This window comes from bacterium (assembly GCA_030685015.1).
Classification (GTDB): domain Bacteria; phylum CAIWAD01; class CAIWAD01; order CAIWAD01; family CAIWAD01; genus CAIWAD01.
In genome coordinates this window covers 1-21,645 of the sequence record JAUXWS010000036.1, presented here as the reverse complement: position 1 = coordinate 21,645, position 21,645 = coordinate 1, and the positions used below count along the sequence as shown (strand labels likewise).

The following is a 21,645-nucleotide window of genomic DNA, read 5'->3' as shown; positions in this document are numbered from 1 at the left end:
CAGACAGCCATCGAAGAGGGAGGCGGGCGCGGCCCGCCTCCCCTCTTTCATGTGGTGGTCAGGCCGGCGCTTCGCTCCGCGCCTGCGGCCGGCGCCAGCGGACCCAGGCCAGCAGCGCGAGATGGGCCAGCAGGAGAACAGCCAAGCCCTGCCAGCGGAAGTCGGGCAGGGTGTAGTCCTCCGCCAGCAGGCGACCGACGGCGGCGTCGCTGTGGCCCACGCTGCGCAGGTACTCCGTCGCCTCCGGCATCTGGACGAAGAACGAGTTGGCCGGGAAGAGGACCAGCACGTAGAGAAGGCTGGCCCGCCAGGCCCAGGCTTGGCGGGTCCACCAGGCCCAGGCCAGCAGCAGGGCCGCCGCGGCGCTGAGCGCGGTCCAGAGCGGCCAAGGCAATGGACCTGACCAGCTCAAGCGAGCGAACTGCATGAAGGCGGGTGATCCCAGGGAGACGGCATTGTACAACCCGCCGATGCCGAAGCCGATGAGGAGGGCCAGCTCAGGAAGAGTGTGGCGCATGGTCCAGGTCGGCCGCCGGTGGCGGGCCGCCGACCAGTCGCCGCTGCGGCGGCCGGCATAGAAGGCCCAGAGCAGACCGGGCACCACGCCCAGGATCAGGGCCACCCCCCCTGCCGAGAACAGGCGCACATCGGGCAGGCCGGAGGGCATGGGCTGGGCCAGGATGAGGCCGCCGGCCAGCACGCCACTGACGCAGATGACGCCGCTGACAACGGCGAGGAGATCCCGCGCCCAGCGGCGGCCGGCCAGGCTGCCCACGCCCAGCGCCAGAAGGGCCAGAACATAGGAGAGGAGGATCCAGACCGCCGAGCGGGCGAAGGGCATGGTGGCCGATTCCGGCAGGCGTAGCAGCATCATGGCCAGGGCCGCCAACAGGCACGCGCCCAGCAGGTAGAAGAGGCCGCCCGCCACGAAGCCGGCGCGGATCCAGGCCTGGCTGGGCGGGTCGGCGGAGGCGGGCGCAGGCTCTTGTCCATGGTCGGGTGCGGGATCTGGCAATGGAAGCGGGGCAGGGGTCGCAGGGTCCAGTTCCATACGTGGTTCCTCCTGGCTTGACCCAAGATCCAAATCCATCCAGAACAACGCAAGAAGGACCGGCGGGTTGCCGCGGTCGCCAGCTCCCCGGCGAGGGTGCTATCTTGGCGCCCCACTCTCAACCAGGAGCCAGGATGGAGCGCGCCCCCGGCCAGTTGCCGCACAGCGAGGACGCCGAGAAATCGGTCCTTTCCTCCATCCTGATCAGCGCCGCCGCCCTGGACAAGGTGGTCCAGGTCCTACGCGGGCCGGACGATTTCCACTTCCTCGCCCATCGCCACATCTATGCCGCCATGCTGGCCCTGGCCGACCAGAGCGCCCCCTGCGACCTCATCAGCGTGGAGCAGGAGCTGGGCCGCATGACGGCGCGCGGCCGGGGCAAGGTGGACTGCCTGGCCGAGGTGGGCGGGCTCGACTACCTGCAGCAGCTGGCCATGGTGGCCGAATCCGCCGCCAACGTGGAGTACCACGCCGGCATCGTGCGGGAGAAGTCCCTCCTGCGCCAGATCATCCGCACGACGGACCGCCTGCAGCTGGAGGCCGCCTCCCCCGGCGCCGATCCGGCCGACCTGCTCAACCAGGCGGAGAGCGATTTCTTCCAGTTGCACCAGGGCGCCGCCGCGGCGGATTTCATCGCCATGCGCCCGCTGATGGACCGCACGGTGGTGATGCTGGAGCGGCTGGAGGCGGGCCAGAGCCTGCTGGGCGTGGACACGGGCTTCAGCGTGCTCAACCACCTCACCAGCGGCTGGCAGCGCACGGACATGATCATCCTGGCGGCCCGGCCCTCCATGGGCAAGACGGCCCTGGCCCTCAATTTCCTGCTCAAGGCGGCGCGCGCCGGCAACCCCGTCCTCATGTTCAGCCTCGAGATGTCCGCCGACCAGCTGGCCATGCGCCTGCTCTCGACCATCAGCGGGCTGGAGGCGCGCCAGATCCGGGGCAAGCGCTGGAGCCGGGACGACCACCTGCGCCTGGGCCGGGCCATCGACGAGCTGGGGGCCATGCCCATCTTCATCGACGAGACGCCGGGCATCTCGGTGGCGGAGCTGCGCTCCAAGGCGCGGCGGGCCGTCACCCAGCACCAGGTCAAACTGGTGGTGGTGGACTACCTGCAGCTGATGAGCCTGCCGCCCCGCGCCGAGAGCCACCAGCTGGGCATCGCCGCCATCTCGCGGGCGCTCAAGGCCCTGGCCAAGGAACTGAGCGTGCCGATCATGGCGCTCTCCCAGCTCAGCCGCCAGGTGGAGCAGCGCGGCGGGGACAAGCGCCCCATGCTGAGCGACCTGCGCGACTCGGGGGCGATCGAGCAGGACGCCGACCTCGTCCTCTTCGTCTACCGGCCGGAGATGTACGAACAGGTGGATTCCCAGGGCAATCCCACCGCCGGCCGCGCCGAGGTGATCATCGGCAAGCACCGCAACGGACCCACCGGCATCATGCAGTTGCACTTCAACAAGGACATCGGCCTCTTCAGCGAGTTGGACCTCGTCCACGCCGTGGAGGGCGCCGGCCCGCCCGTGGAGCTGCACCTGCCCAAGCGGCGGGCGCGGGCGGCCGGCCAGCCGGCCCCGGAGCAGCCATGAGTCCGCGCCTGGCCGACCATCATCCTGCCCAGCCGGACGAGCCGCTGGACCGCGCCCACTTCGACGCCGAGATCGAGCGCGTGGCGGGGATCGCCGCCGAGTACCTGCCCGCCTCCTCGCTTCAGCGCATCCGCGAGGCCTACGACTTCGCCTACCACATGCACGAAGGCCAGCGCCGCTTCACGGGCGAACCCTACATCGACCACCCCATCCAGGTGGCGCGCATCCTGGCCCATCTCAAGGTGGACCCCGACACCATCATCGCCGGCCTGCTGCACGACGTGCTGGAGGACTGCGGGGAGAAAGGCGTCACCCTCGACTCCCTGCGCGAGCATTTCGGCGAGCATGTCTCCATGCTGGTGGACGGGGTCACCAAGATCGGCGACCTCAGTTTCCGCTCCTTCGAGCACCAGCAGAGCGTCAACTACCGCAAGATGCTCCTCTCCATGTCGAAGGACATCCGCGTCATCTTCATCAAGTTCGCCGACCGCCTCCACAACATGCGCACGATGGACGGGCTCAAGCCCGAGAAGGCCGAGCGCATCGCCCGCGAGACGCTGGAGGTCTACGCCCCGCTCGCCAACCGCTTCGGCATGGGTTCCATCAAGTGGGAGCTGGAGGATCTCTGCCTCAAGGTGCTGGAGCCGGCCTTCTACCAGGAGCTGGTGGAGAAGATCGAGCTGAAGCGCGAGGAGCGCGAGGCGGTGATCGAGGAGGCGGTGGCTCCGCTGCGCCAGCGCCTGATCGACTACGGCCTCAAGAACTTCCGCATCCTGGGCCGGCCCAAGCACTTCTATTCCATCTGGAACAAGATCCACAAGCGGCAGAAGACCTTCGAGGAGATCCTCGATCTCTTCGCCGTGCGCATCCTGGTGGAGAAGGTGGAGGACTGCTACTTCGCCCTGGGCGTGGTCCACAACCAGTACATGCCCATCCACGAGCGCTTCAGCGACTACATCGCCACGCCCAAGACCAACGGCTACCAGAGCCTGCACACCAAGGTGGTGGGGCCGCGCGGCCGCACCCTCGAGGTGCAGATCCGCACGCTGGAGATGAACCGCATCGCCGAGTACGGCCTGGCCGCCCACTGGATCTACAAGGAGGGCAGCGACAGCGATGAGCAGCTGGACCGCTTTTTCGCCTGGATCAAGCAGGTGCTGGCCGAGGAGAGCCTGGAGGAGAGTTCGCGCGAGTTCCTCGAGGGCTTCAAGATCAACCTCTACCAGGACGAGATCTTCATCTTCTCGCCCAAGGGCGATCTCTACAAGCTGCCGCGCGGCTCCACGGCCATCGACTTCGCCTTCGCCGTGCACACCAACGTGGGGCTGACTTGCATCGGGGCCAAGGAGAACGGACGCATCGTGCCGCTGGACCAGGCCCTCGCCAGCGGCAGCACGGTGGAGATCATCACCTCCAAGACGCCGGCGGCCAGCCTGGACTGGCTGCGCATCGTGCGCAGCACCAAGGCGCGCGGCCGCATCAAGCGCTGGCTGAAGGAGAGCCAATGGCAGCAATCGGTGGAGCTGGGCGAGGAGGTGCTGCGGCGGGAGCTGGACAAGTCCGGGATCAACTTCAAGTCGCCCGACGTGGAAGCCGCCATGCAGGCCCTGGGCTACCCCACGCGGGAGAAGGGGACGGCGGCGATCGGATCCGGCGACCTGCCCGTGGCCAATCTCATGCGCAAGATCGCCCCGCAGGAGAAGCCGCCCACCGAGGGTCTGCTCACGCGCATCTTCCGCCGGGGCAGCCGCGGCACGGACAGCGCCGTGCGCATCCAGGGCATGGGCAACATGGTGATCCAGTTCGCCCGCTGCTGCCAGCCCCTGCCCGGGGACGACATCGTCGGCTTCATCGTCACCGGGCGCGGCGTGAAGATCCATCGCCGCAACTGCTCCAACATCAGCCAGATGCTGCAATACCCCGACCGCATGGTGGAGGTGGACTGGGACAGCCAGAAGGACGCCCACTTCAACACGCGCATCCGGCTGGTGGCCAAGGACCGGCGGCAGCTCATCCGCGACATCACCGAGGTCCTCTCCAAGATGGACGTCAACATCATGCAGTTCACCATGCGCCAGCAGGAGGACTTGGCCATTGGGCGCTACGTCCTGGAAGTGAAGGACCTGGGCCACCTGACACAGATCCTCAAGCGCCTGCGCGCCATCCCCAAGGTGATCCTCGTGGAGCGCCACGACCAGGGGACGGACTGGTGATCCGGTGAGCCCCGCGGGAACACCCTTCGCCGCCCCGGAGTACGAGGCCGACTCGCTGCGCCGCCTGGATCCCCGCCGGGTGGCCGCCCGCCTGGATCCCCTCCCCCTGCAGGCGCCGCCCTGTCAGCCGGATGAGCGGGCGGCCGCCGTGCTGTTGGCCTTGCGGGAGGGACGGCGGGGCGTGGAGCTGCTGCTTGTGAGACGGGCCGACCACCTGGACGAGCATGCCGGACAGATCGCCCTGCCCGGCGGCCGGATGGACCCCGGGGACGGCCACCCCGGCGCCGCCGCCCTGCGCGAGGCGCGGGAGGAGACAGGCCTCGACCCTGACCGCGTGACGCTGCTGGGTGCCCTGGACCTCTTGCCCGTGCCCGTCTCCCGCCATCGGGTGCAGCCGGTGGTCGGCTGGCTGGAGGCGGGGACGGTGGCGGGCGCCGCCTCCCGGGAGACGGCGCAGGCCTGGTTCAGCCCCCTGGCCGAGCTGTTGGCCGTGGCGCGGCCCGCCCTGCTGCGGGGCACGCCCGTCTGGGAGTTCCACCTGGCCGGCGCCCGCGTCTGGGGAATGACGGCCCTTGTCCTGGCCGACTTCCTGGACCGGGTCGCCCTGCTGCCGCGCTGGCCCGGCCAGCCTGCGGAAGCCGGCGCCACGTGACGATAAGTTGCGGGTGCGCCGGGTAGGCATTACCATTGCGCCTTGAAAACGCTCAACCGTATCCATTGATCGGAGTGTACATGCGACGGCTTTTCCCGGCAGCGGCAGTGCTCCTGCTGCTGATGGGATTCCTTAATGGAGGCTGTGCCTCGCGGGACAGCTACAAGGTCTCCCTGGTCTTCACATCGGATTGCACGGGCTACCTCGAGGACTGTGGTTGACACAACAAGAAGCTTGGCGGTCTTGCCAGGCGTCAATACGCGGTGGACAGCCTGCGCACGATGATCGGCGCGCAACGGATGGTGCTGGTCGACGGCGGCAACATCCACGGTTTCCAGAAGACGGAGCAGGCGACCTCCGAGGCCGGCTTCATCATCCGCATGATGAACCGCCAGAAGTACGACGTGGCGGTGATGGGTCCCAAGGACTTCTCGCTGGTGGACAGCACGCGGCATCTCCTGATGGCGGCGGCCGAGTTCCCCTGGATCGGGACCAACTACCACCCCGCCCAGCGGCCCAAGGGCGTGCAGGAGGTGTGGATCAAGAAGGTGGACGGCATCAAGGTCGGCCTCTTCTCGTGGATCGATCCCACCTGGCAGGCCAACAACATGAAGACCGAGGAGCTGCAGGACAACCTGGAGGCCATCGCCCAGGACCTGCGCAAGCGCTGCGACGTGGTGGCCATGGTGGCCTTCACCAGCCACCAGGATCCCAACAGCCTGGCCCGCCGGGTCAACGGCCTGGTGGACGTGATGATCATGGGCGGAGTCAACTCCCCTTGGATGAACGCCAAGCAGGAAGGCTCGGTCCACATCGGGAACAGCGGGGACCGCGGCCGGCACCTGGCCCGCTTCGACCTGCTTTTCAACCGCGAGAAGCAGCTGGTCAATGCCGACTACCAGGTGGTGGTCCTGGCCCACGAGATGCCGAACGATCCGCAGGTGGCCCAGCTCCTGCTGGACTTCCAGGCCGAGCAGACGCGGCTCAAGGCCGCCAACCTGGAGAAGCTGCGCCTGGCGCGCCTGGCCGAGCTGAAGATCGATCCGGCCACGATGCCGGGGGCGGGCAGCCGCCTGACCTACACGGGGGAGAAGGACTGCCGCGACTGCCACATGGAGCAGTACAACTCCTGGCGCCAGACAGTGCACGGACGCGCTTTCAGCGATCTCATCCGCAACCGCGAGAGCGACCAGGAAGAGAAGGTGCGGCGCGCGGTGACGGGCTGGCTGGAGGAGGGCGGCTTCGTGGACCGGCGCGAGAGTTCGCACCTCTACAATGTGCAGTGCGAGGCTTGCCACGGTCGGGGCAGCGAGCACGTGAAGACGAAGGGCGCCGCCCTGGAGACGCTGGTGAGGCCGGAAACGACCTGTCTGGGCTGTCATGGCCCGCAACATCAGCCGGAGTTCGACCTCCAGGCCGGCCTGAAACTCTCGCACCCACCGGTGGTGGCACCGGTTGGCGACAGCAAGCAAAGTCCGGTTCCCGCCCTGGCCCCGGGTGGCAAGCTGAACCTGGGCACCACCCCCGACGGCAAGCCAAAGGGGACGCCCAATGCGGAAGCGGTCAAGCCGATGCCCGCCACGTTTCCGCCACCGCCACCGGGCGGCGCGGGACCGAAGAAAGACTGAGGGACGGCGGCCCGCATGCGGGCCGCTTTTCTTTTGCCGCGGCTTTGGTCATACTGGTGGGAGCGACGAGGGAGGAATCTCATGAGGACTGTGGCCATCTGGCGTGGAGTCGCCGCCCTGTGTCTGATGGGACTTGTTCTGCTGATCGGCTGCCGCGGGAATGAGGGCCGCCTGCGCATCGTGCTCAGCGCCGACACGCGGGGCTTTCTGGAGGACTGCGGCTGCGGACCCACGCCCCAGGGCGGGCTGGCCCGCCGCGCCGACCTGCTGCGGCGGCTGCGCACGGCGGAAAGCACGCCGATTCTGCTCATGGACGGCGGCAACCTGCATCACGTCGTGGAGGACGAGCCGCATCTGCGCGCGGCCCGCGAGCTGGTCTCCGTCATGGGGCGGATCGGCTACGACCTGGCGGTCCTTGGTCCGCAGGACGCCGCCCTGAAAGCGCCAGCCCTGCGGGAGATGTTGAACGGCGCCTCCTTCACCTGGCTGGGCGGCGCTTATCGCAACGCGCGGCCCGCCCTGGGGCTGGACACGGCCTGGGTGGCGACGCGCGGCGGCATCACGGTGGGCGTGCTGGACACGGCGGATCCGGGCTACGGACCCAACCGCCTGCCCGCCGACCGCGTCGATGACGGCCTGCTGCGTCGCGCCCGCCTGCTGCGGCCCCACTGTGACTTGCTCATCGTGGCGGCGGCGTTGGATCCCCGTGGTCCGGAGGTGTTGGCGCGGGAGCTGGACGGGCTGGTCGACGTCCTGCTCGTGACGGGAGCCGAGGCGCGAAGCATGCCGCAGGAGATGGGCGGCGTGTGGGTCGTGTCGGTGGGGGACCGCGGCCGCAACCTGGGGCTGCTTGAGGTGGAGTTGAAGCGCGGACAAGCGCTGCGGCGGAGCTGGAGCCTGCTGCCGGTGGACAACTCCCTGATTGAGGATCCGCATGTGGCCGACCAGATCAGGGAGCACACCCAGCGCGAACAGGGCCTGGAGCGCGGCCGGCGCGAGCGGGCGCGTCTGGTCCTGCTGGCCCGGCTGGGCATTCCGTCCAACCAATTGCCTGGAAACGCGGCCCTGGCCTGGTATCAGGGCGAGAAGGACTGCCGCGCTTGCCACCAGGAGCAGTGGGAAGCCTGGCGCGCCAGCCCCCACGCCGGGCCCTTCGCCCTGCCGCCGCGCGAGGACGGCACGGAGGACCCGCTGGCCCGGCGCCGCCTGGTGACGGGCTGGCTGGAGAAGGGCGGCTGGCTGAGCCAGGAGGAGACGCCCCATCTCTCGGGCGTCCAGTGCGAGGCCTGCCACGGCCGCGCCAGCATGCACACCAACACCCGCGGGGAACTGCGGGAAGGTCTGGCGGATGATCCCTGGCAATCCTGCGCCGCCTGCCACGACCCGGTGCCGGGCACAGGCGACCCGCACAGGCTGCACGCCGCGCCCTGACCGGTCAAGGCGCGGGGCCGCGCTCAGGCCGCTTCGCCGCCTTCGGCCCGCACCACGGCCAGCACCTTGTCGCGCATCTCCTCCATCTGGTCGCGGGAGGAGGCCTCCAGGTTGAGGCGGAGCAGTGGCTCCGTATTGGAGGGTCGCAGGTTGAACCACCAGCCGCCATACTCCACGGTCAGGCCGTCGATTTCGCTGAAGCGGGCGTCGTGGAAGGCGCGGCGGACGCGATCCAGCGTGTCCGCCACCGAGACGACGCGGCTGTTGATCTCGCCGGATTGCGGATACTTGGCCAGCGGACGCCAGATCTCGGCCAGCGTGGCCTTGCGCCGCTCCATCATGGCCAGGATGGTGAAGAGGGCCAGGTCCGTGCTCTCGGTGTAGTGCGTGTCACGGAAGTAGTAGTGGCCGGACAGCTCGCCGCCGCAGAGGCTCTGGTTGCGGCGCATGAGGGCCTTGATGAAGGTGTGGCCCACACGGCTCTTGGTGACGGAGAGGCCGCGTTCGCGCAGCAGCTCCTCCACCACGCGGCTGGCCCGGCAGTCGATCACGACGTCGAAATCCCGCCGGCCGGTCTCGGCCAGGCCCAGGGCGATGAGCAGGGTGGTGAGATCCCCTTGGAGGAAGGCGCCCTCCTCGTCCACCAGCATCATGCGGTCCCCGTCCCCGTCCAACCCGATGCCCAGGTCGGCTCCCGTCTCGCGCACGCGGCGGCGCAACTCCACCGTGTTCTCCTCGAGCAGCGGGTTGGGCTCGTGGTTGGGGAAGCTGGGATCCGATTCGAAGAAGAGGGGATCCACCTGGAGCGGCGTCACGGCCATGTTCTCCCGGGCAAAGAGCCCGCACACGGCGTTGCCGGCGTCCACCACCACGCGGTAGGGAGTGGTGAAGTTGACCTGGCGGCGCAAAAAGGCGCGGTAGGCGGGAAAGGGATCCAGCTGCTCGGGGGGACCGGCCGGCGACTTCCCCGGCGCGAAGTCCTGCGCCTCCACCCGACGGCGCAGCTCCTGCAGCTCCTCCTGGGGCACGGGGGCCGCCCCTTTGCGGCAGAACTTGAAGCCGTTGTACTGGCCCGGGTTGTGGGATGCGGTGATCATCACGCCGGCATCGAAGCCCAGTTCCGCCACACTGTAGTAGAGAATTGGTGTGGAGACTTTGCCGATACTAACCACCTGGACGCCCTGCTCGCATAGACCCTGGGCCAGGGCGTTGAACATGGCGTCGCGGCTGGCCCGGTCGTCGCTGCCCACCAGAAAGCGCTTGGCGCCGAAGTAATCGCCGGCGGCGCGGCCAATCAGGCGGGCCCTTTCCTCGTCCAGTTCCTGCGGCACCACACCGCGGATGTCGTAGGCCTTGAAGATCGACATGCATGCTCCTGCGGCTTGTTGGGAAAAGGTATGAAAGTGTTCCGAGCCGGGGTGGACGGGTACGGGAGCCAGGGAATCAGGGCGAAAGACGTGAACGAGTAATCATGAGTACGGATAAATGATTAACTATTGACCTTGTGTTTATGATCATAATTCGTGATTGTGGTGCGCAGGAAAAGGGCCTGACTCGGATTGCGCATCTCCGGCGCTCATTCTAAGTTCAACGCAGGCATGCACTTCATGAGTGTTTGGATCAACGCGGGCTCCTACCGGAAATGCATATAAAGGACAAGGGGATTTGCGAATGGAAACCGGCATTTTCATCGAGAACCTGAAGTACATCTTTGCAAACCTTGGTATCACCAAGGCGCATGTGGCGAAGATGTGCGGCGTCTCCAAAGCAACAGTATCCATGTGGCTGGCGGGACGCAAGCCGTATCGACAGAGTATCGAGACGATTTCGGAGCTGATCAGCAGCCTGCTCTACCTTGCCGTCACGCCCGAGCAGCTCCTGCTTGAGGATCTGCAAACCCTGCTGCGCAAGAACGAAGTCAAGCGCGTCATCATCAAGAAGCTGCTCAAGGATCTCTCGGCCATGCCGATCGACAACCTGATCGTGGTGAACGACTACGTCCACCGCGTTGCCGAGAACCAGGGCGTGGCGAGTTCCGCCGCCTGAGTCCCGCGCCCATCCGATGACAATCAAGCCCGGCCCCGGTCGGGCTTTCCATGTTGACCTGTTTGTTGTTATACAACCTCTACCTTTGTACACTCTTTCACTTGGCGTTCACATGAGGCTTGTTTCCCATTCCTTCGATCCGTGAGACCTGCATGAAAGCTTGGATTTGCGTGTCTGCCCGTCCATCGCCACGCCCAGTCCAGTTCCCATCCAACGCATGGTGAGCCGTCCACTCCGACTGGTTCTCGTCCGCTGCCTGGCCTGTGTCGGTTGCGTGCTCCTGCTGTCTGTTGCCGGCTTGGCCCGTTCCAGACCGACGGTCAGGTCGCACTATCCGGATCTTGACCTGGGCGCGGACGCGCAGAAGGCTTGGAGTCAAAGCTGGGAGTACGTGAACGAGCAGAGGCTGCGGGGTCGCGCCCAGGTTGACAGCCTGTTGTCGGCCACCTTGCTGCGCCTGCTTCCATTCGCCGAGGGCGGCGCCGATCCTCGTCCCGAGCTGCGCATCCAACTGGCCTCGGGCGATGCCCCGTGGCTGGTCTCACTGCCCAACGGCGACATGCTGCTGCATGCCGCGGCCATCTGCCTGATGCGGGACATGCGCGAACTTGAGGCGGTCCTGGCCCATCTGATGCAGCACCCGCTCGACGGGCACTTTCCCTGTCATCAAATGCTGATGGATCGGCGGATTGCCCGGCCCGCCCGGGATAATCCCTTGCGCAAAGCCCTGCGACTTGTTTCCGGAAACGCCAGCAGGCCTGAACTCAGCATCACCCTCGCGCCCATGTACGAGGCAGCGCTGGAGGATCGGGCGGACAGTCTCGGCCGGGACTTGCTCCAACGCGCCGGCGCCGATGCCACGGCGATGAACCGCCTCCGTGCGCGCCTGGATGGCATCGACCTCCCCTTGGAATGCGTCAACGCCCATTTGGAAGTGGGCCGGGAGGAGGCGCCGGGTCCCTCCGCGGATGGCTCCGCGGCCTTGCTGGAGCTGCAGCGCCGACTCATCCCCGGCGTGGTCCAGGACCTGTGCCGTCACGTGGACCGGGACCTTGCGGTCAAGCGTCCCCGGCAGGCCCTGCTTTCCCCTTTGCTGGACACCTTGGTGGCGCGGGGCCGCGAATGTGGGCTGGGTGAAGGGCAGTGCGGGTTGTTGGAGGCCCGGCGCGACCTGACGCTTCACGGCACGAAGGATGGCAGCCTGGAGCGGTTTGAGCGGCAAATGGCGACCAACGCCCAGCTCAATCCTGGGGAGTATGAACTGATCCTGCTCCGTGCCGAAGCCCTGGTTCTGCTCAAGCGTGAGAGCGATGCCCTGGACCTGTACCGCCAGGTGGAGGCGGATCCCGACTACTCTGGGCGCAGGGGCGTCCTGAGATTGACCATCACCCGACTGGAATCCAAGCTGAAGGACAAGCCCAATGACAAGAACTGACCGCTCCCGCACGCTGGCCCTGATCCTGACAGGCCTGTTGCTGGCGACTGCCGGCGCGACTGCCAAGGTCAAGCTCCGCCCGGTGGTGCACGAATGGGCCGAACAACCGGCCCTCTGCCTGCCCCTGGGGGCGCGTGTCTTCCGCAAGGAGGGTGAAGAAGTGCAGCGCTACCATATGATGGAAGCGGTGGCTGATTCGGCCTTCCAGGTCGACATTGTCGCCAAGATGGCCGCGTTGGGCTTGTCCTGGACCATGGCGGATCCGGGAATGCTGGCGGCGGATCCGGTTCTCGCATCCAGCCTTTCGCATGTGCAGGACGTCCTCGCCAAGCTGACGCTGGACTTGGTCGCTGCCCGATTGAGGGCAGCGAACACTGTTGACACACCAGTGGGGAAACCTAAAAACCACTATGAACGACCTGAAGTGACCCGCGACAAGCAGATGGAGCAAATCCGCAAGGTTGTGTCTGAGACGAAGCAGACCGAGCTGGCGGCGGCCCTCGCCGACCATACGGACATGCGCTGGGTGGTGATCCCCTCATACTTCGGCCTGAGCAAGAACATGGCTGCCTCCGCAGGCGATGAAGCCAAGGGCATGCTTAAAGGCATCGCCCTGGCTGCTGCCGCTTCCGCGATGGGGGCGTCAGGCGGTGAGATGAGCGGAGGGGGTTTGTTCGGTGAATGTCATGTGGCCTTCTATATCCTTGATTTGCAGAGCGGCGCTTTCACCGATCGGCGCCTGACTTACTCGGCTCAGGCTGGCGCAGGGTCCGTCAAAATGTCCCAATCCCTGCCCACCTACATCGCCCGCATCATGAAGACCGAGCTGAAGACCATCAAAAAGCAGAACAAGACCGCCCGCAAGGAACTGGCCAGGCTCGAGAAGAAGGGCAAGTAGCCCCCGCCCAGCTGAAATCGCCACGTGGCGCCCCCCTGGGCGCCACCGTTCTTCCACCAGGCACGGCACGTCCCATGGAAGCTGTGTGTCGGCGCACTTGGACGAATGCCAACGGCGGTGTCTGGCGCCGTGCCAGAGTACGTGGTGGAGTTGTCCGCGCAGCATGGCAGAGGGGGCCACCGCGGACGGGCGGACTCAAGGCATGGCATGGCCGCTTTGCTACCTTGGGCACGCACCGGCCTGCCGCCGCGGATCGTGGCTTGGGCGGCCAACCCGGGGAGCGCAAGGAGAGCTCATGTTTCTGGGCAAAGTCGTGGGAACCGTCTGGTCCACCAAGCGGGTCGCCAACCTGGGCAGCCTGCGCCTCCTCCTTGTCCATCCCGTGGATCTGGCCAAGGCCACCAACGAGCACCTCGTGGTGGTGGCGGACGTGATCGGCGCCGGCGCGGGGGAGCTGGTCATCTGCGCCTACGGCCACGCCGCCCGCATGGCGGTGGGGAACGACTGCGACATCAGCATCGAGGCGGCCGTGATCGGCATCGTGGACGAGCTGGAGACTACCAGGGAGTTCCGCAGCAAGGTGCCGCCCAGCTTCCCCGGCATGAAGGAGCCCGACCATGGCGATCAGTGAGGCCACCATCCGCGAGCTGACGCGCAAGGCCATCGACGAGCTGGGCCCCCTGGCCAGCCCGGACAACGTGCGCCAGGTGGTGCGCGACGCCCTGGCCCGCATGCAGGAGGAGGCCCCCGGCCTGGTGGGCACCCCCGGCTTCAGCGCCAGCCATCTCAGCCTGGGCGGCGGCACCCAGATCATCGTCACCGTCTTCGGCAAGAACAAGGCCGGCGTCCTGGCCGAGGTGGCCCGCTGCCTGGCGGACTTCAATGGCAACGTGATCGACATCAGCCAGAAGATCCTCCAGGACTGGTTCACCATGATCCTCATCGTGGACATCGGCGGCTTGACCAGCAGCTTCGCCGCCCTCAAGAAGGCGCTGGGCGAAGTGGGGGAGAAGTTGGGCGTGCGCGTGCTGGCCCAGCACGAGGACGTCTTCACCAGCATGCACCGGGTTTAGGGATGGCTTGGTCACACGAGGAGATCCTGCAGACGGTCCAGATGACGGAGCGCGAGCACTTCAACGTGCGCACCGTCACCCTGGGCATCAGCCTGCGCGACTGCGCCAGCGACAGCCTGGAGACGATGAAGCGCAAGATCTACGACAAGATCACGCGCCTGGCCTCCCGCCACGTGGCGGCGGCCCGCGAGGTGGAGGAGCGCTGGGGCATCACCATCGCCAACAAGCGGGTCTCCATCACGCCCCTCTCCATTCCCGGGGAGCAGATGAAGGCGGCGGACTTCATCGAGCTGGCCAAGGTGCTGGACAAGGCGGCCGAGGAGTGCGGCGTGGACTACCTGGGCGGCTACAGCGCCCTCGTCTCCAAGGGCATGACCCCCGGCGAGCAGGAGCTGATCCTCTCCATCCCCGAGGCCCTCGCCTCCACCCGGCACGTCTGCTCCAGCGTCAACATCGGCTCCTCCAAGGCCGGCATCAACATGGACGCCGTGCGCCTGATGGGCGAGATCATCCTGCGCACCGCGGAACTGACCAAGGACGCCAAGAGCATCGGTTGCGCCAAGCTCGTCGCCTTCTGCAACGCGGTGGAGGACAACCCCTTCATCGCCGGCGCCTTCCACGGCATCTCGGAGCCGGACATCACCCTCAACGTGGGCATCTCGGGGCCGGGCGTGGTGCTCAGCGCCATCCGCGAGCTGGGGCCGGAGGCGGACTTCGTGCAGGTGGCCGAGGCGATCAAGCGCATGGCCTTCAAGATCACCCGCGCCGGTGAGGTGATGGGCCGCCAGGTGGCCCGGCTGGAGGGCGTGCCCTTCGGTGTGGTGGACATCAGCCTGGCGCCCACCCCGGCCGAGGGCGACAGCGTGGGGGCCATCCTCGAGGAGATGGGCCTGGAGCGGATCGGGGCCCACGGCTCGACGGCGGCCCTCGCCCTGCTCAACGACGCGGTGAAGAAGGGCGGCATGATGGCCAGCTCCTACGTGGGCGGCATGAGCGGCGCCTTCATCCCGGTGAGCGAGGACGCCAACATGATCCGCGCCGCGGCGGAGGGCGTCCTTTCCATCGAGAAGCTGGAGGCGATGACCTGCGTCTGCAGCGTGGGCCTCGACATGCTGGCCGTGCCGGGCGACACGCCGGCCACCACCCTCTCCGCCATCCTGGCGGACGAGGCGGCCATCGGCATGGTCAACGGCAAGACGACGGCCCTGCGCATCATCCCCGTCCACGGCATGCGGGTGGGGGAGGTGGTGGACTGGGGCGGCCTGTTGGGCAGCGCGCCCATCATGCCGGTGCGTCCGCAGGACAGCAGCGTCTTCATCCGCCGCGGCGGCCGCATCCCGGCCCCCACCACAGCCCTGAGGAACTGATGGACCGACTCCCGTGAACGTGGCGGCGGCGCAGTTCAACCCGGTGCTGGGCGACCTTCAGGCCAACCTCCGCCGTCATCTGGAATGGGCCGAGGAGGCCGCCGGCCGGGGCGCCGACCTGCTCCTCTTCCCCGAGTTGTCCCTCACGGGCTACGCCTTGCGCGACCTGGCCGCCCAGCTGGCCCTGCCCGCCGGCGACCCCTTCTTCCAGCCCCTGCTCGAGGCCAGCCGCCGGCTGGCCATCTGCGCCGGCTTCGTCGAGGGCACGGCGGAAGGCCTCGTCCACAACGCCCAGGCCTTCTTCGCCGAGGGCCGCCTGCTCCATGTCCACCGCAAGGTTTTCCTGCCCACCTACGGCCTCTTCGAGGAGGGCCGCTTCTTCGCCCGCGGCCGGCATTTCCGCGCCTTCGACTCGCCCCTGGGCCGCCTGGGCCTGATGATCTGCAACGACTGGTGGCACGCCGCCGGCCCCCTTCTGCTGGTCCAGGACGGCGCCGGCCTGCTCCTCGCCCCCGCCGCCAGCCCCCTGCGCGGGCTGACCCCCCGCCCCGCCAGCGCCCCAGGCTGGATGGAGAGTCCCGGCGGCGAGAACGGGCGCGTCTGGTACACGCTGCTGTCCGCCCATGCCAAAATGCAGGCCACGCCCATCCTTTTCTGCAACCGGGTCGGCTTCGACGACGGCATGGGCTTCTGGGGAGGCAGCAGCCTGTGGGGGGCGGACGGGCTGCGCCAGGCCGGCCTGGACCATGCAGACGAAGCCCTGCTCGTGGCGGAATGGTCGGAGGCCGCAACGATCCGCCAACGCAATTACAGCCCCCTGCTGCGCGACGAGGACCTGCCGCTCTGGCAGGCCGAGCTGGACAGCCTGCTCCGCCGCCGCTGATCCTGTCATCCTCCACATCCTTGCTGTGACGGCGCGCACGGCGCGCCGCCCGGGCCTTCCGCACACTGGGGGCGACCCGGCGGAGCCCGCGGCGTGGAAGGAGCGCCCTCCGGAACAGCCGCCATCCCGCCCTCCCGGGACGACGGCGCGGGTCGGCTGCGGCCACGGTCGGTTTCGCCGACCGCTGTGGCGCCGCCAGCGGCGGAATGCCGCGGCGCGCCGCTGCTGGGGGGAGAGTCGCAGCGACCCAGGTGGGCGGGCCCGGCATCCGGTGCCCGCCCACGGTTTTCATAGCGGGCGGTCTCTTCCTACCTTTCTGCCTCCAACAGACCGCAGACTGCGGGAATGGCGGAACTGGCAGACGCGCAAGATTTAGGTTCTTGTGTCCTTTGGGCGTGGGGGTTCAAATCCCCCTTCCCGCATCCACCGGGCCACCGGGGAGCCGCCGTCGACAGGACCGAAGTGCAAGAGGAGTCAGGTGCAAGTCACGATCAAAGAGCTGGAAGCGACCAAGGTCGAGCTGACGGTGACCATTCCCGCCAACAAGGTTGAGGCGCAGCTGGAAAAGAAACTGAAGGAGCTGGGCGCGCGCGCGCAGCTCAAGGGTTTCCGTCCGGGCAAGGTGCCGGCCACCCTGCTCAAGGGCATGCTGGGGGACCGCGCCCTGGGCGAGGCGCTCAACGATCTGCTGGGCGAAAGCTACCCCGAGGCCCTGGCCGGGCAGCAGCTGCGGCCCCTGGACCAGGGCAGCATCGAGAAGATGGACCACGAGCCGGGCGGGGACTTCACCTACGTCGCCGTGGTGGAGGTGGCCCCCCGCGTCGAGCCGAAGGAGTTCAAGAACCTTGCCGTCAAGCGGCCGGTGCGCGCCGTGGAGGACGAGGATTTGGCCAAGGCCCTGGAGCAGCTCCGCCACGAGTACGCCAACTGGGCTCCGGTCGAGGAGGGCGGCGCCGCCGAGGGCGACCAGCTGCTGTGCGACATCCAGGAGACGGACCCCGCCGGCACCGAGCTGCCCGATCGACTCTACCGCGGCATCCAGGTGGAGCTGGGCAAGGGCCAGTACGGGGCTGAGTTCGACGGCAAGATGTCCGGCGTCCACCTGGGCGAGACCCGCTTCTTCGACATCACCAATCCCGCCGACGACCCCGATCCCGAGGTGGCGGGCAAGGTCGAGTACTACCGCGTGCTCGTCCACGAGATCAAGCGCCCCCTGCTGGCCGAGCTGGACGACGAGTTCGCCAAGGAGGTGCCGCCCGGTTTCGAGACGCTGGACGAGCTGAAGGAGCGGGTGCGCGAGGACCTGCGCCGGCAGCTGGACCGCGCCCTGGACCAGACGGTGGACCAGCGCCTCATCGCCGCCGTCATGGAGCGGAACCCGGTGGAGGTGCCGGAGAAGATGATCGCCCAGCAGCTCGACAGCATCATCGAGCGGGCGCGCCAGGGCACGGACAACCCCATCGACGAGGAGATCGTGCGCCGCAGCTACCGCGAGGAGGTGACGCGCAACCTGGCCTGGAGCCTGGTGAGCACGGCCCTCATCCGCGCCGAGAAGCTGGAGGTGACGCCCGAGGAGCTGGACGCCGAGATCGCCCGCCTGGCCGCCTCGGCCGGGCAGGATCCCAAAGCCGCCCGGTTGCAGCTGAAGAGGGCCAACGCCCTCGACCGCCTTTTCGGGGAGCTGCAGGAGCGCAAGCTGATGGGCTTCCTGCGCCAGCATGCCCAGATCAGCGACGAGGACGGGGCGCAGGGCTGATCCTGTCCCCACTGAAGCCAGCGGAGGCCTGAGTGCTGATTCCGACCGTCATCGAGACCACGGGGCGCGGCGAGCGCGCCTTTGACATCTATTCCCGCCTGCTCAAGGAGCGCATCGTCTTCCTGGGCACGGCCATCAACGACCACATCGCCAACCTGGTGGTGGCCCAGCTCCTTTTCCTGGCCGCCGAGGACCCGGAGAAGGACGTCAACCTCTACATCAACAGCCCGGGTGGCAGCGTCAGCGCCGGCCTGGCCATTTACGACACCATGCAGTACATCAAACCCAAGGTGTCGACCATCTGCATCGGCATGGCCGCCTCGATGGGCGCCCTCCTGCTGGCGGCCGGGGCTCCCGGCAAACGCATCTCCCTGCCCAACAGCCGCATCATGATCCACCAGCCCTCGGGCGGCGCCTACGGCCAGGCCGCCGACATCGAGATCCAGGCCAAGGAAATCCTCCTCATGCGGGGGAAGCTGAACGAGATCCTCGCCCGGCACACGGGCAAGGAGCTGGACGTCATCGCCCAGGACACGGACCGCGACTACTTCATGTCCGCCACCGAGGCCATGCAGTACGGCTTGGTGGACGAGGTCTTCAAGTCCTACACGCACATCATCCGCAAGGACAAGGACAAGGAATAGCCATGTCCGACGAGCGGCGCCGCAAGGACCCCATCGCCATCTGCTCCTTCTGCGGGCGGACCAGCCACGAAGTGCAGATCATGATCCAGGGTCCCAACGTCAACATCTGCAACGAGTGCGTCGAGGCCTCGCAGCAGATCGTCCGACGCAACCTGGGCCGCGGCAAGCGTCCCGCCCTGGAGAACTTCGGCACCCCCAAGGAGATCAAGGCCCGCCTGGACGAGTACGTGATCGGCCAGGAGGATGCCAAGCGCGCCCTTTCGGTGGCGGTCTACAACCACTACAAGCGGGTGCGCAGCCAGGATGTCACCGACGACGTGGAGCTGCAGAAGACCAACATCCTGCTCATCGGCCCCACTGGCACGGGCAAGACCCTTCTCGCCCAGACCCTGGCCCACTTCCTCCAGGTGCCCTTCACCATCGCCGACGCCACCGTGCTGACCGAGGCCGGCTACGTGGGCGAGGACGTGGAGAACATCCTGGTGCGCCTGCTCCACGCCGCCAACTACGACGTGCAGGCGGCCGAGATGGGCATCGTCTACATCGACGAGATCGACAAGATCGCCCGCAAGGAGGGCAGCGCCTCCATCACGCGGGACGTCTCGGGCGAAGGCGTGCAGCAGGCTCTGCTCAAGATGCTGGAGGGCACCATCGCCTCCGTCCCGCCGGAGGGCGGGCGCAAGCATCCCGAGCAGAAGCTGATCAACATCAACACGAAGAACATCCTCTTCATCTGCGGCGGCGCCTTCGACAACCTGGACTCCATCATCCGGCAACGCCTGGGCCGCAACCAGATCGGTTTCGGCGCCAGCGCCGGCGCGCTGGAGGGCAAGAGCGTGGGCGAGGTGCTGCGCCGGGTGGAGTTCGAGGACTTGCTCAGGTACGGCCTCATCCCCGAGCTGATCGGCCGCCTGCCCGTGGTCACGGCGCTGGACGAGCTGTCCGAGGAGGCCCTGCTCCAGATCCTGACCGAGCCGCGCAACGCCATCGTCCGCCAGTACGAGCGCCTCTTCGCCATGGAGAACCAGAAGCTGGTCTTCTCCAAGGATGCCCTGCGCGAGGTGGTGCGCTACGCCCAAAAGCGCAAGACGGGCGCCCGCGCCCTGCGCGGCATCGTCGAGCAGTGCCTGATGGACGTGATGTTCGACCTGCCCGGGCGCGAGGACGTGGCCGAGGTGCTGGTGACGCCGGCTTCCATTCGCGGCGAGCGCCGTCCGCGCCTCACCCCGCGCCAGCCCCAGGAGGCGGCCACGCCGCAGTTGAACACGACGCCCAGCATGGAGCCGCGCCAGGAGCGCCGCCGCGCTTGATGTCATCCCAGCGAAAGCTGGGACCCCATGGGCCATCCCACGTGCATGCCCACGCGCACCCTGGAAGGCGGAACCATGCGGGCCAGGCGCCGCGCGGCGCCTGGTCCATGGATGTCCAGCCGCCATGTGGCGAAGGTCTCGACAAGGGCCCGCCCACGGGACCCCGGCTTCCGCTGGGGTGACAGGATGCACCGCCCATCCGCGCCCGCCATTCGCCGCCCACGCTGATTCACCCTACCTTGGTCCCATGACGCCCGCATCCACACCCGCCTGTCCCCACTGCGCCGCCGGCCCCTTCGCTGGCGTGACCTACGACGAAGAGCTGGCCGCCAAGACCCGCCTGCTGCGCCGGGAGTTGGGCGCCACGACACGGCCGGGCGCCAGCCTGGACCTGGAGCGCGTGGAGCTGCGGCCCGCCCCGGCGCGGGAGGGCTACCGCAACACGGTCAAGCTGGTCTTCGGCTGGGACAAGGCGGCCCGCCGGGCGGCGCTGGGCATCTACCGGCCGGGCAGCCATCAGCTGATTGATCTGGGTCATTGCCGCGAGCACCACCCCGCCCTCGGCCCGCCCATCGCCTTCATCGCGGAGGCGGTGGGGCGCCTCGGCCTCCCCGTCTACCACGAGGGCCGCGCCAAGGGCTTCCTGCGCCACCTGCTGCTGCGCGTGCTGCCCGACGGGCGCATGCTCTGCTGTTTCGTCACGCCCCAGGCCGAGGGCGCCTGGCAGGAGAAACTGCTCATCCTCGCCCGCGAGCTGCGCGCCGCCTTCCCGGCGCTGCTTTGCGTGACACAGAACCTCAATCCGGGGCGGGGCAACGCCGTGCTGGGTCCCCACACGCAGCTGCTGGAGGGACAGTGGTCGGTGCCCTGCCTCTTCCTGGAGACACCCGTGGCCGTGAGCGCCACCTGCTTCCTGCAGGCCAACCTGGAGGTCTTCCGCCTCATCCTGGCCGACCTGCGGGACTGGATCCGCGCCCGGGCGGCGGAGGGGGGCGCCCCGCCGCGGGTGGCGGACCTCTACTGCGGCTGCGGGGCGATCGGCCTCTCGGTGACGCGCACGGAGCCGCTCTTCCTGCTGGAGGGCGAGCACGCCAGCCAGATCCCGCTCATGGAGGCGGCCCGCGCCGATGGCCGCGCCGAAATCGAGGTGGTGCGTGGCCGGGTGGAGGACTGCCTGACCAGCCTGGAACTCTTCGAGCCGGACCTGGTCCTGGTGGATCCTCCGCGCAAGGGGCTGGATCCCGCCCTGCTGGACCACCTGCACCAGAGGCCGCCCCGCGCCCTCGCCTACCTGTCCTGCAATCCCGCCACCCTCGCCCGCGATCTGGCGACCCTCAGCCAGGATCCCGCCTGGCGCCTGGAGTCCCTCACCGCCTGGGACATGATGCCGGGCACGGAGCACGTGGAGGTCCTGGCGCTGCTGCGGCGGGAGTGATTGGGCCGTGGATGGGCACGATGCGGGAAAGCCTGGCCTCTTACCATGAAGTGAAGCAGAGGGGCGACACCAGGGCAGGATCCTTCTGACCTTACGCTGCCGCTGAACCATCCTCCAGGGGCGGCACCATTTGCCGAGGTGTCCGACCATGGGTCGGACACCTGTTCGTAGGCTCAGACACTCCCCGGCCACCTCTCCACCTGGGGCAACAGCTCGCCCGCCCGGCGCGACACCCGC

At 67.8% G+C, this 21,645-nt stretch carries 19 protein-coding genes and 1 tRNA gene; 18 read left to right on the top strand and 2 right to left on the bottom strand.

Annotation, left to right across the window (positions count from 1 at the left end; genetic code table 11):
• Positions 1–58: 58 nt before the first annotated feature.
• A complete protein-coding gene (locus tag Q8O14_04265) occupies positions 59–1,051 on the bottom strand; it encodes a hypothetical protein (protein ID MDP2359952.1) in 993 nt (330 codons plus the stop codon).
• 134 nt (positions 1,052–1,185) lie between these two features.
• Between Q8O14_04265 and dnaB the strand changes: the two genes are divergently transcribed.
• From dnaB to Q8O14_04235, 6 genes are all read left to right on the top strand, one after another.
• On the top strand, positions 1,186–2,637 hold the full coding sequence (dnaB, locus tag Q8O14_04260) for a replicative DNA helicase (GenBank protein ID MDP2359951.1): 1,452 nt from the start codon (positions 1,186–1,188) through the stop codon (positions 2,635–2,637).
• Complete coding sequence (locus Q8O14_04255; protein ID MDP2359950.1) at positions 2,634–4,850, top strand: bifunctional (p)ppGpp synthetase/guanosine-3',5'-bis(diphosphate) 3'-pyrophosphohydrolase; 2,217 nt, start codon at positions 2,634–2,636, stop codon at positions 4,848–4,850. The genes dnaB and Q8O14_04255 overlap by 4 nt, the downstream gene beginning before the upstream one ends.
• Before the next feature lie 4 nt (positions 4,851–4,854).
• Positions 4,855–5,502: a CoA pyrophosphatase gene (locus Q8O14_04250; GenBank protein MDP2359949.1), complete on the top strand. Its 648-nt coding sequence runs from the start codon at positions 4,855–4,857 to the stop codon at positions 5,500–5,502.
• A gap of 80 nt (positions 5,503–5,582) precedes the next feature.
• Positions 5,583–5,723 (top strand): hypothetical protein, encoded by a 141-nt coding sequence (locus Q8O14_04245; protein ID MDP2359948.1) that lies wholly within the window; start codon positions 5,583–5,585, stop codon positions 5,721–5,723.
• A gap of 42 nt (positions 5,724–5,765) precedes the next feature.
• Complete coding sequence (locus Q8O14_04240) at positions 5,766–7,130, top strand: multiheme c-type cytochrome (protein MDP2359947.1); 1,365 nt, start codon at positions 5,766–5,768, stop codon at positions 7,128–7,130.
• Positions 7,131–7,211: 81 nt separating this feature from the next.
• The gene (locus Q8O14_04235) at positions 7,212–8,561 is read left to right on the top strand and encodes a multiheme c-type cytochrome (protein MDP2359946.1); all 1,350 of its coding nucleotides are present in this window, start codon (positions 7,212–7,214) and stop codon (positions 8,559–8,561) included.
• 23 nt (positions 8,562–8,584) lie between these two features.
• Here Q8O14_04235 and Q8O14_04230 read toward each other — a convergent pair whose 3' ends face one another.
• Positions 8,585–9,928, bottom strand: a complete 1,344-nt coding sequence (locus Q8O14_04230) for a phosphomannomutase/phosphoglucomutase (GenBank protein ID MDP2359945.1) — start codon at positions 9,926–9,928, stop codon at positions 8,585–8,587.
• 304 nt (positions 9,929–10,232) lie between these two features.
• Between Q8O14_04230 and Q8O14_04225 the strand changes: the two genes are divergently transcribed.
• The 12 genes from Q8O14_04225 (at position 10,233) to Q8O14_04170 (ending at position 21,408) form a co-directional block, all read left to right on the top strand.
• Positions 10,233–10,607 carry a helix-turn-helix transcriptional regulator gene (locus Q8O14_04225; protein ID MDP2359944.1) on the top strand — a complete coding sequence of 125 codons (375 nt, stop codon included), beginning with the start codon at positions 10,233–10,235 and terminating at the stop codon, positions 10,605–10,607.
• 391 nt (positions 10,608–10,998) lie between these two features.
• Positions 10,999–12,042, top strand: a complete 1,044-nt coding sequence (locus tag Q8O14_04220; GenBank protein MDP2359943.1) for a hypothetical protein — start codon at positions 10,999–11,001, stop codon at positions 12,040–12,042.
• Positions 12,029–12,940 (top strand): hypothetical protein, encoded by a 912-nt coding sequence (locus tag Q8O14_04215; GenBank protein ID MDP2359942.1) that lies wholly within the window; start codon positions 12,029–12,031, stop codon positions 12,938–12,940. The genes Q8O14_04220 and Q8O14_04215 overlap by 14 nt, the downstream gene beginning before the upstream one ends.
• A gap of 295 nt (positions 12,941–13,235) precedes the next feature.
• Positions 13,236–13,571, top strand: coding sequence for a EutN/CcmL family microcompartment protein (locus tag Q8O14_04210; GenBank protein ID MDP2359941.1), 336 nt, complete (start codon positions 13,236–13,238; stop codon positions 13,569–13,571).
• A complete protein-coding gene (locus Q8O14_04205; protein MDP2359940.1) occupies positions 13,558–14,013 on the top strand; it encodes an ACT domain-containing protein in 456 nt (151 codons plus the stop codon). Before Q8O14_04210 ends, Q8O14_04205 begins: the two co-directional genes overlap by 14 nt.
• A 2-nt stretch (positions 14,014–14,015) precedes the next feature.
• Entirely contained in the window at positions 14,016–15,380 is a 1,365-nt protein-coding gene (locus Q8O14_04200; protein ID MDP2359939.1) for a PFL family protein, read from the top strand.
• 13 nt (positions 15,381–15,393) lie between these two features.
• The gene (locus tag Q8O14_04195; protein ID MDP2359938.1) at positions 15,394–16,263 is read left to right on the top strand and encodes a nitrilase-related carbon-nitrogen hydrolase; all 870 of its coding nucleotides are present in this window, start codon (positions 15,394–15,396) and stop codon (positions 16,261–16,263) included.
• A 339-nt stretch (positions 16,264–16,602) separates the two neighbouring features.
• Positions 16,603–16,685 (top strand) — tRNA-Leu (locus Q8O14_04190).
• A gap of 56 nt (positions 16,686–16,741) precedes the next feature.
• Positions 16,742–18,019 carry a trigger factor gene (gene tig, locus Q8O14_04185; protein ID MDP2359937.1) on the top strand — a complete coding sequence of 426 codons (1,278 nt, stop codon included), beginning with the start codon at positions 16,742–16,744 and terminating at the stop codon, positions 18,017–18,019.
• Between the two features lie 35 nt (positions 18,020–18,054).
• Complete coding sequence (gene clpP, locus Q8O14_04180; protein ID MDP2359936.1) at positions 18,055–18,663, top strand: ATP-dependent Clp endopeptidase proteolytic subunit ClpP; 609 nt, start codon at positions 18,055–18,057, stop codon at positions 18,661–18,663.
• A gap of 2 nt (positions 18,664–18,665) precedes the next feature.
• Positions 18,666–19,973, top strand: a complete 1,308-nt coding sequence (gene clpX / locus Q8O14_04175) for an ATP-dependent Clp protease ATP-binding subunit ClpX (GenBank protein ID MDP2359935.1) — start codon at positions 18,666–18,668, stop codon at positions 19,971–19,973.
• A gap of 247 nt (positions 19,974–20,220) precedes the next feature.
• The gene (locus Q8O14_04170; GenBank protein MDP2359934.1) at positions 20,221–21,408 is read left to right on the top strand and encodes a hypothetical protein; all 1,188 of its coding nucleotides are present in this window, start codon (positions 20,221–20,223) and stop codon (positions 21,406–21,408) included.
• The last annotated feature ends 237 nt before the right edge of the window (positions 21,409–21,645 follow it).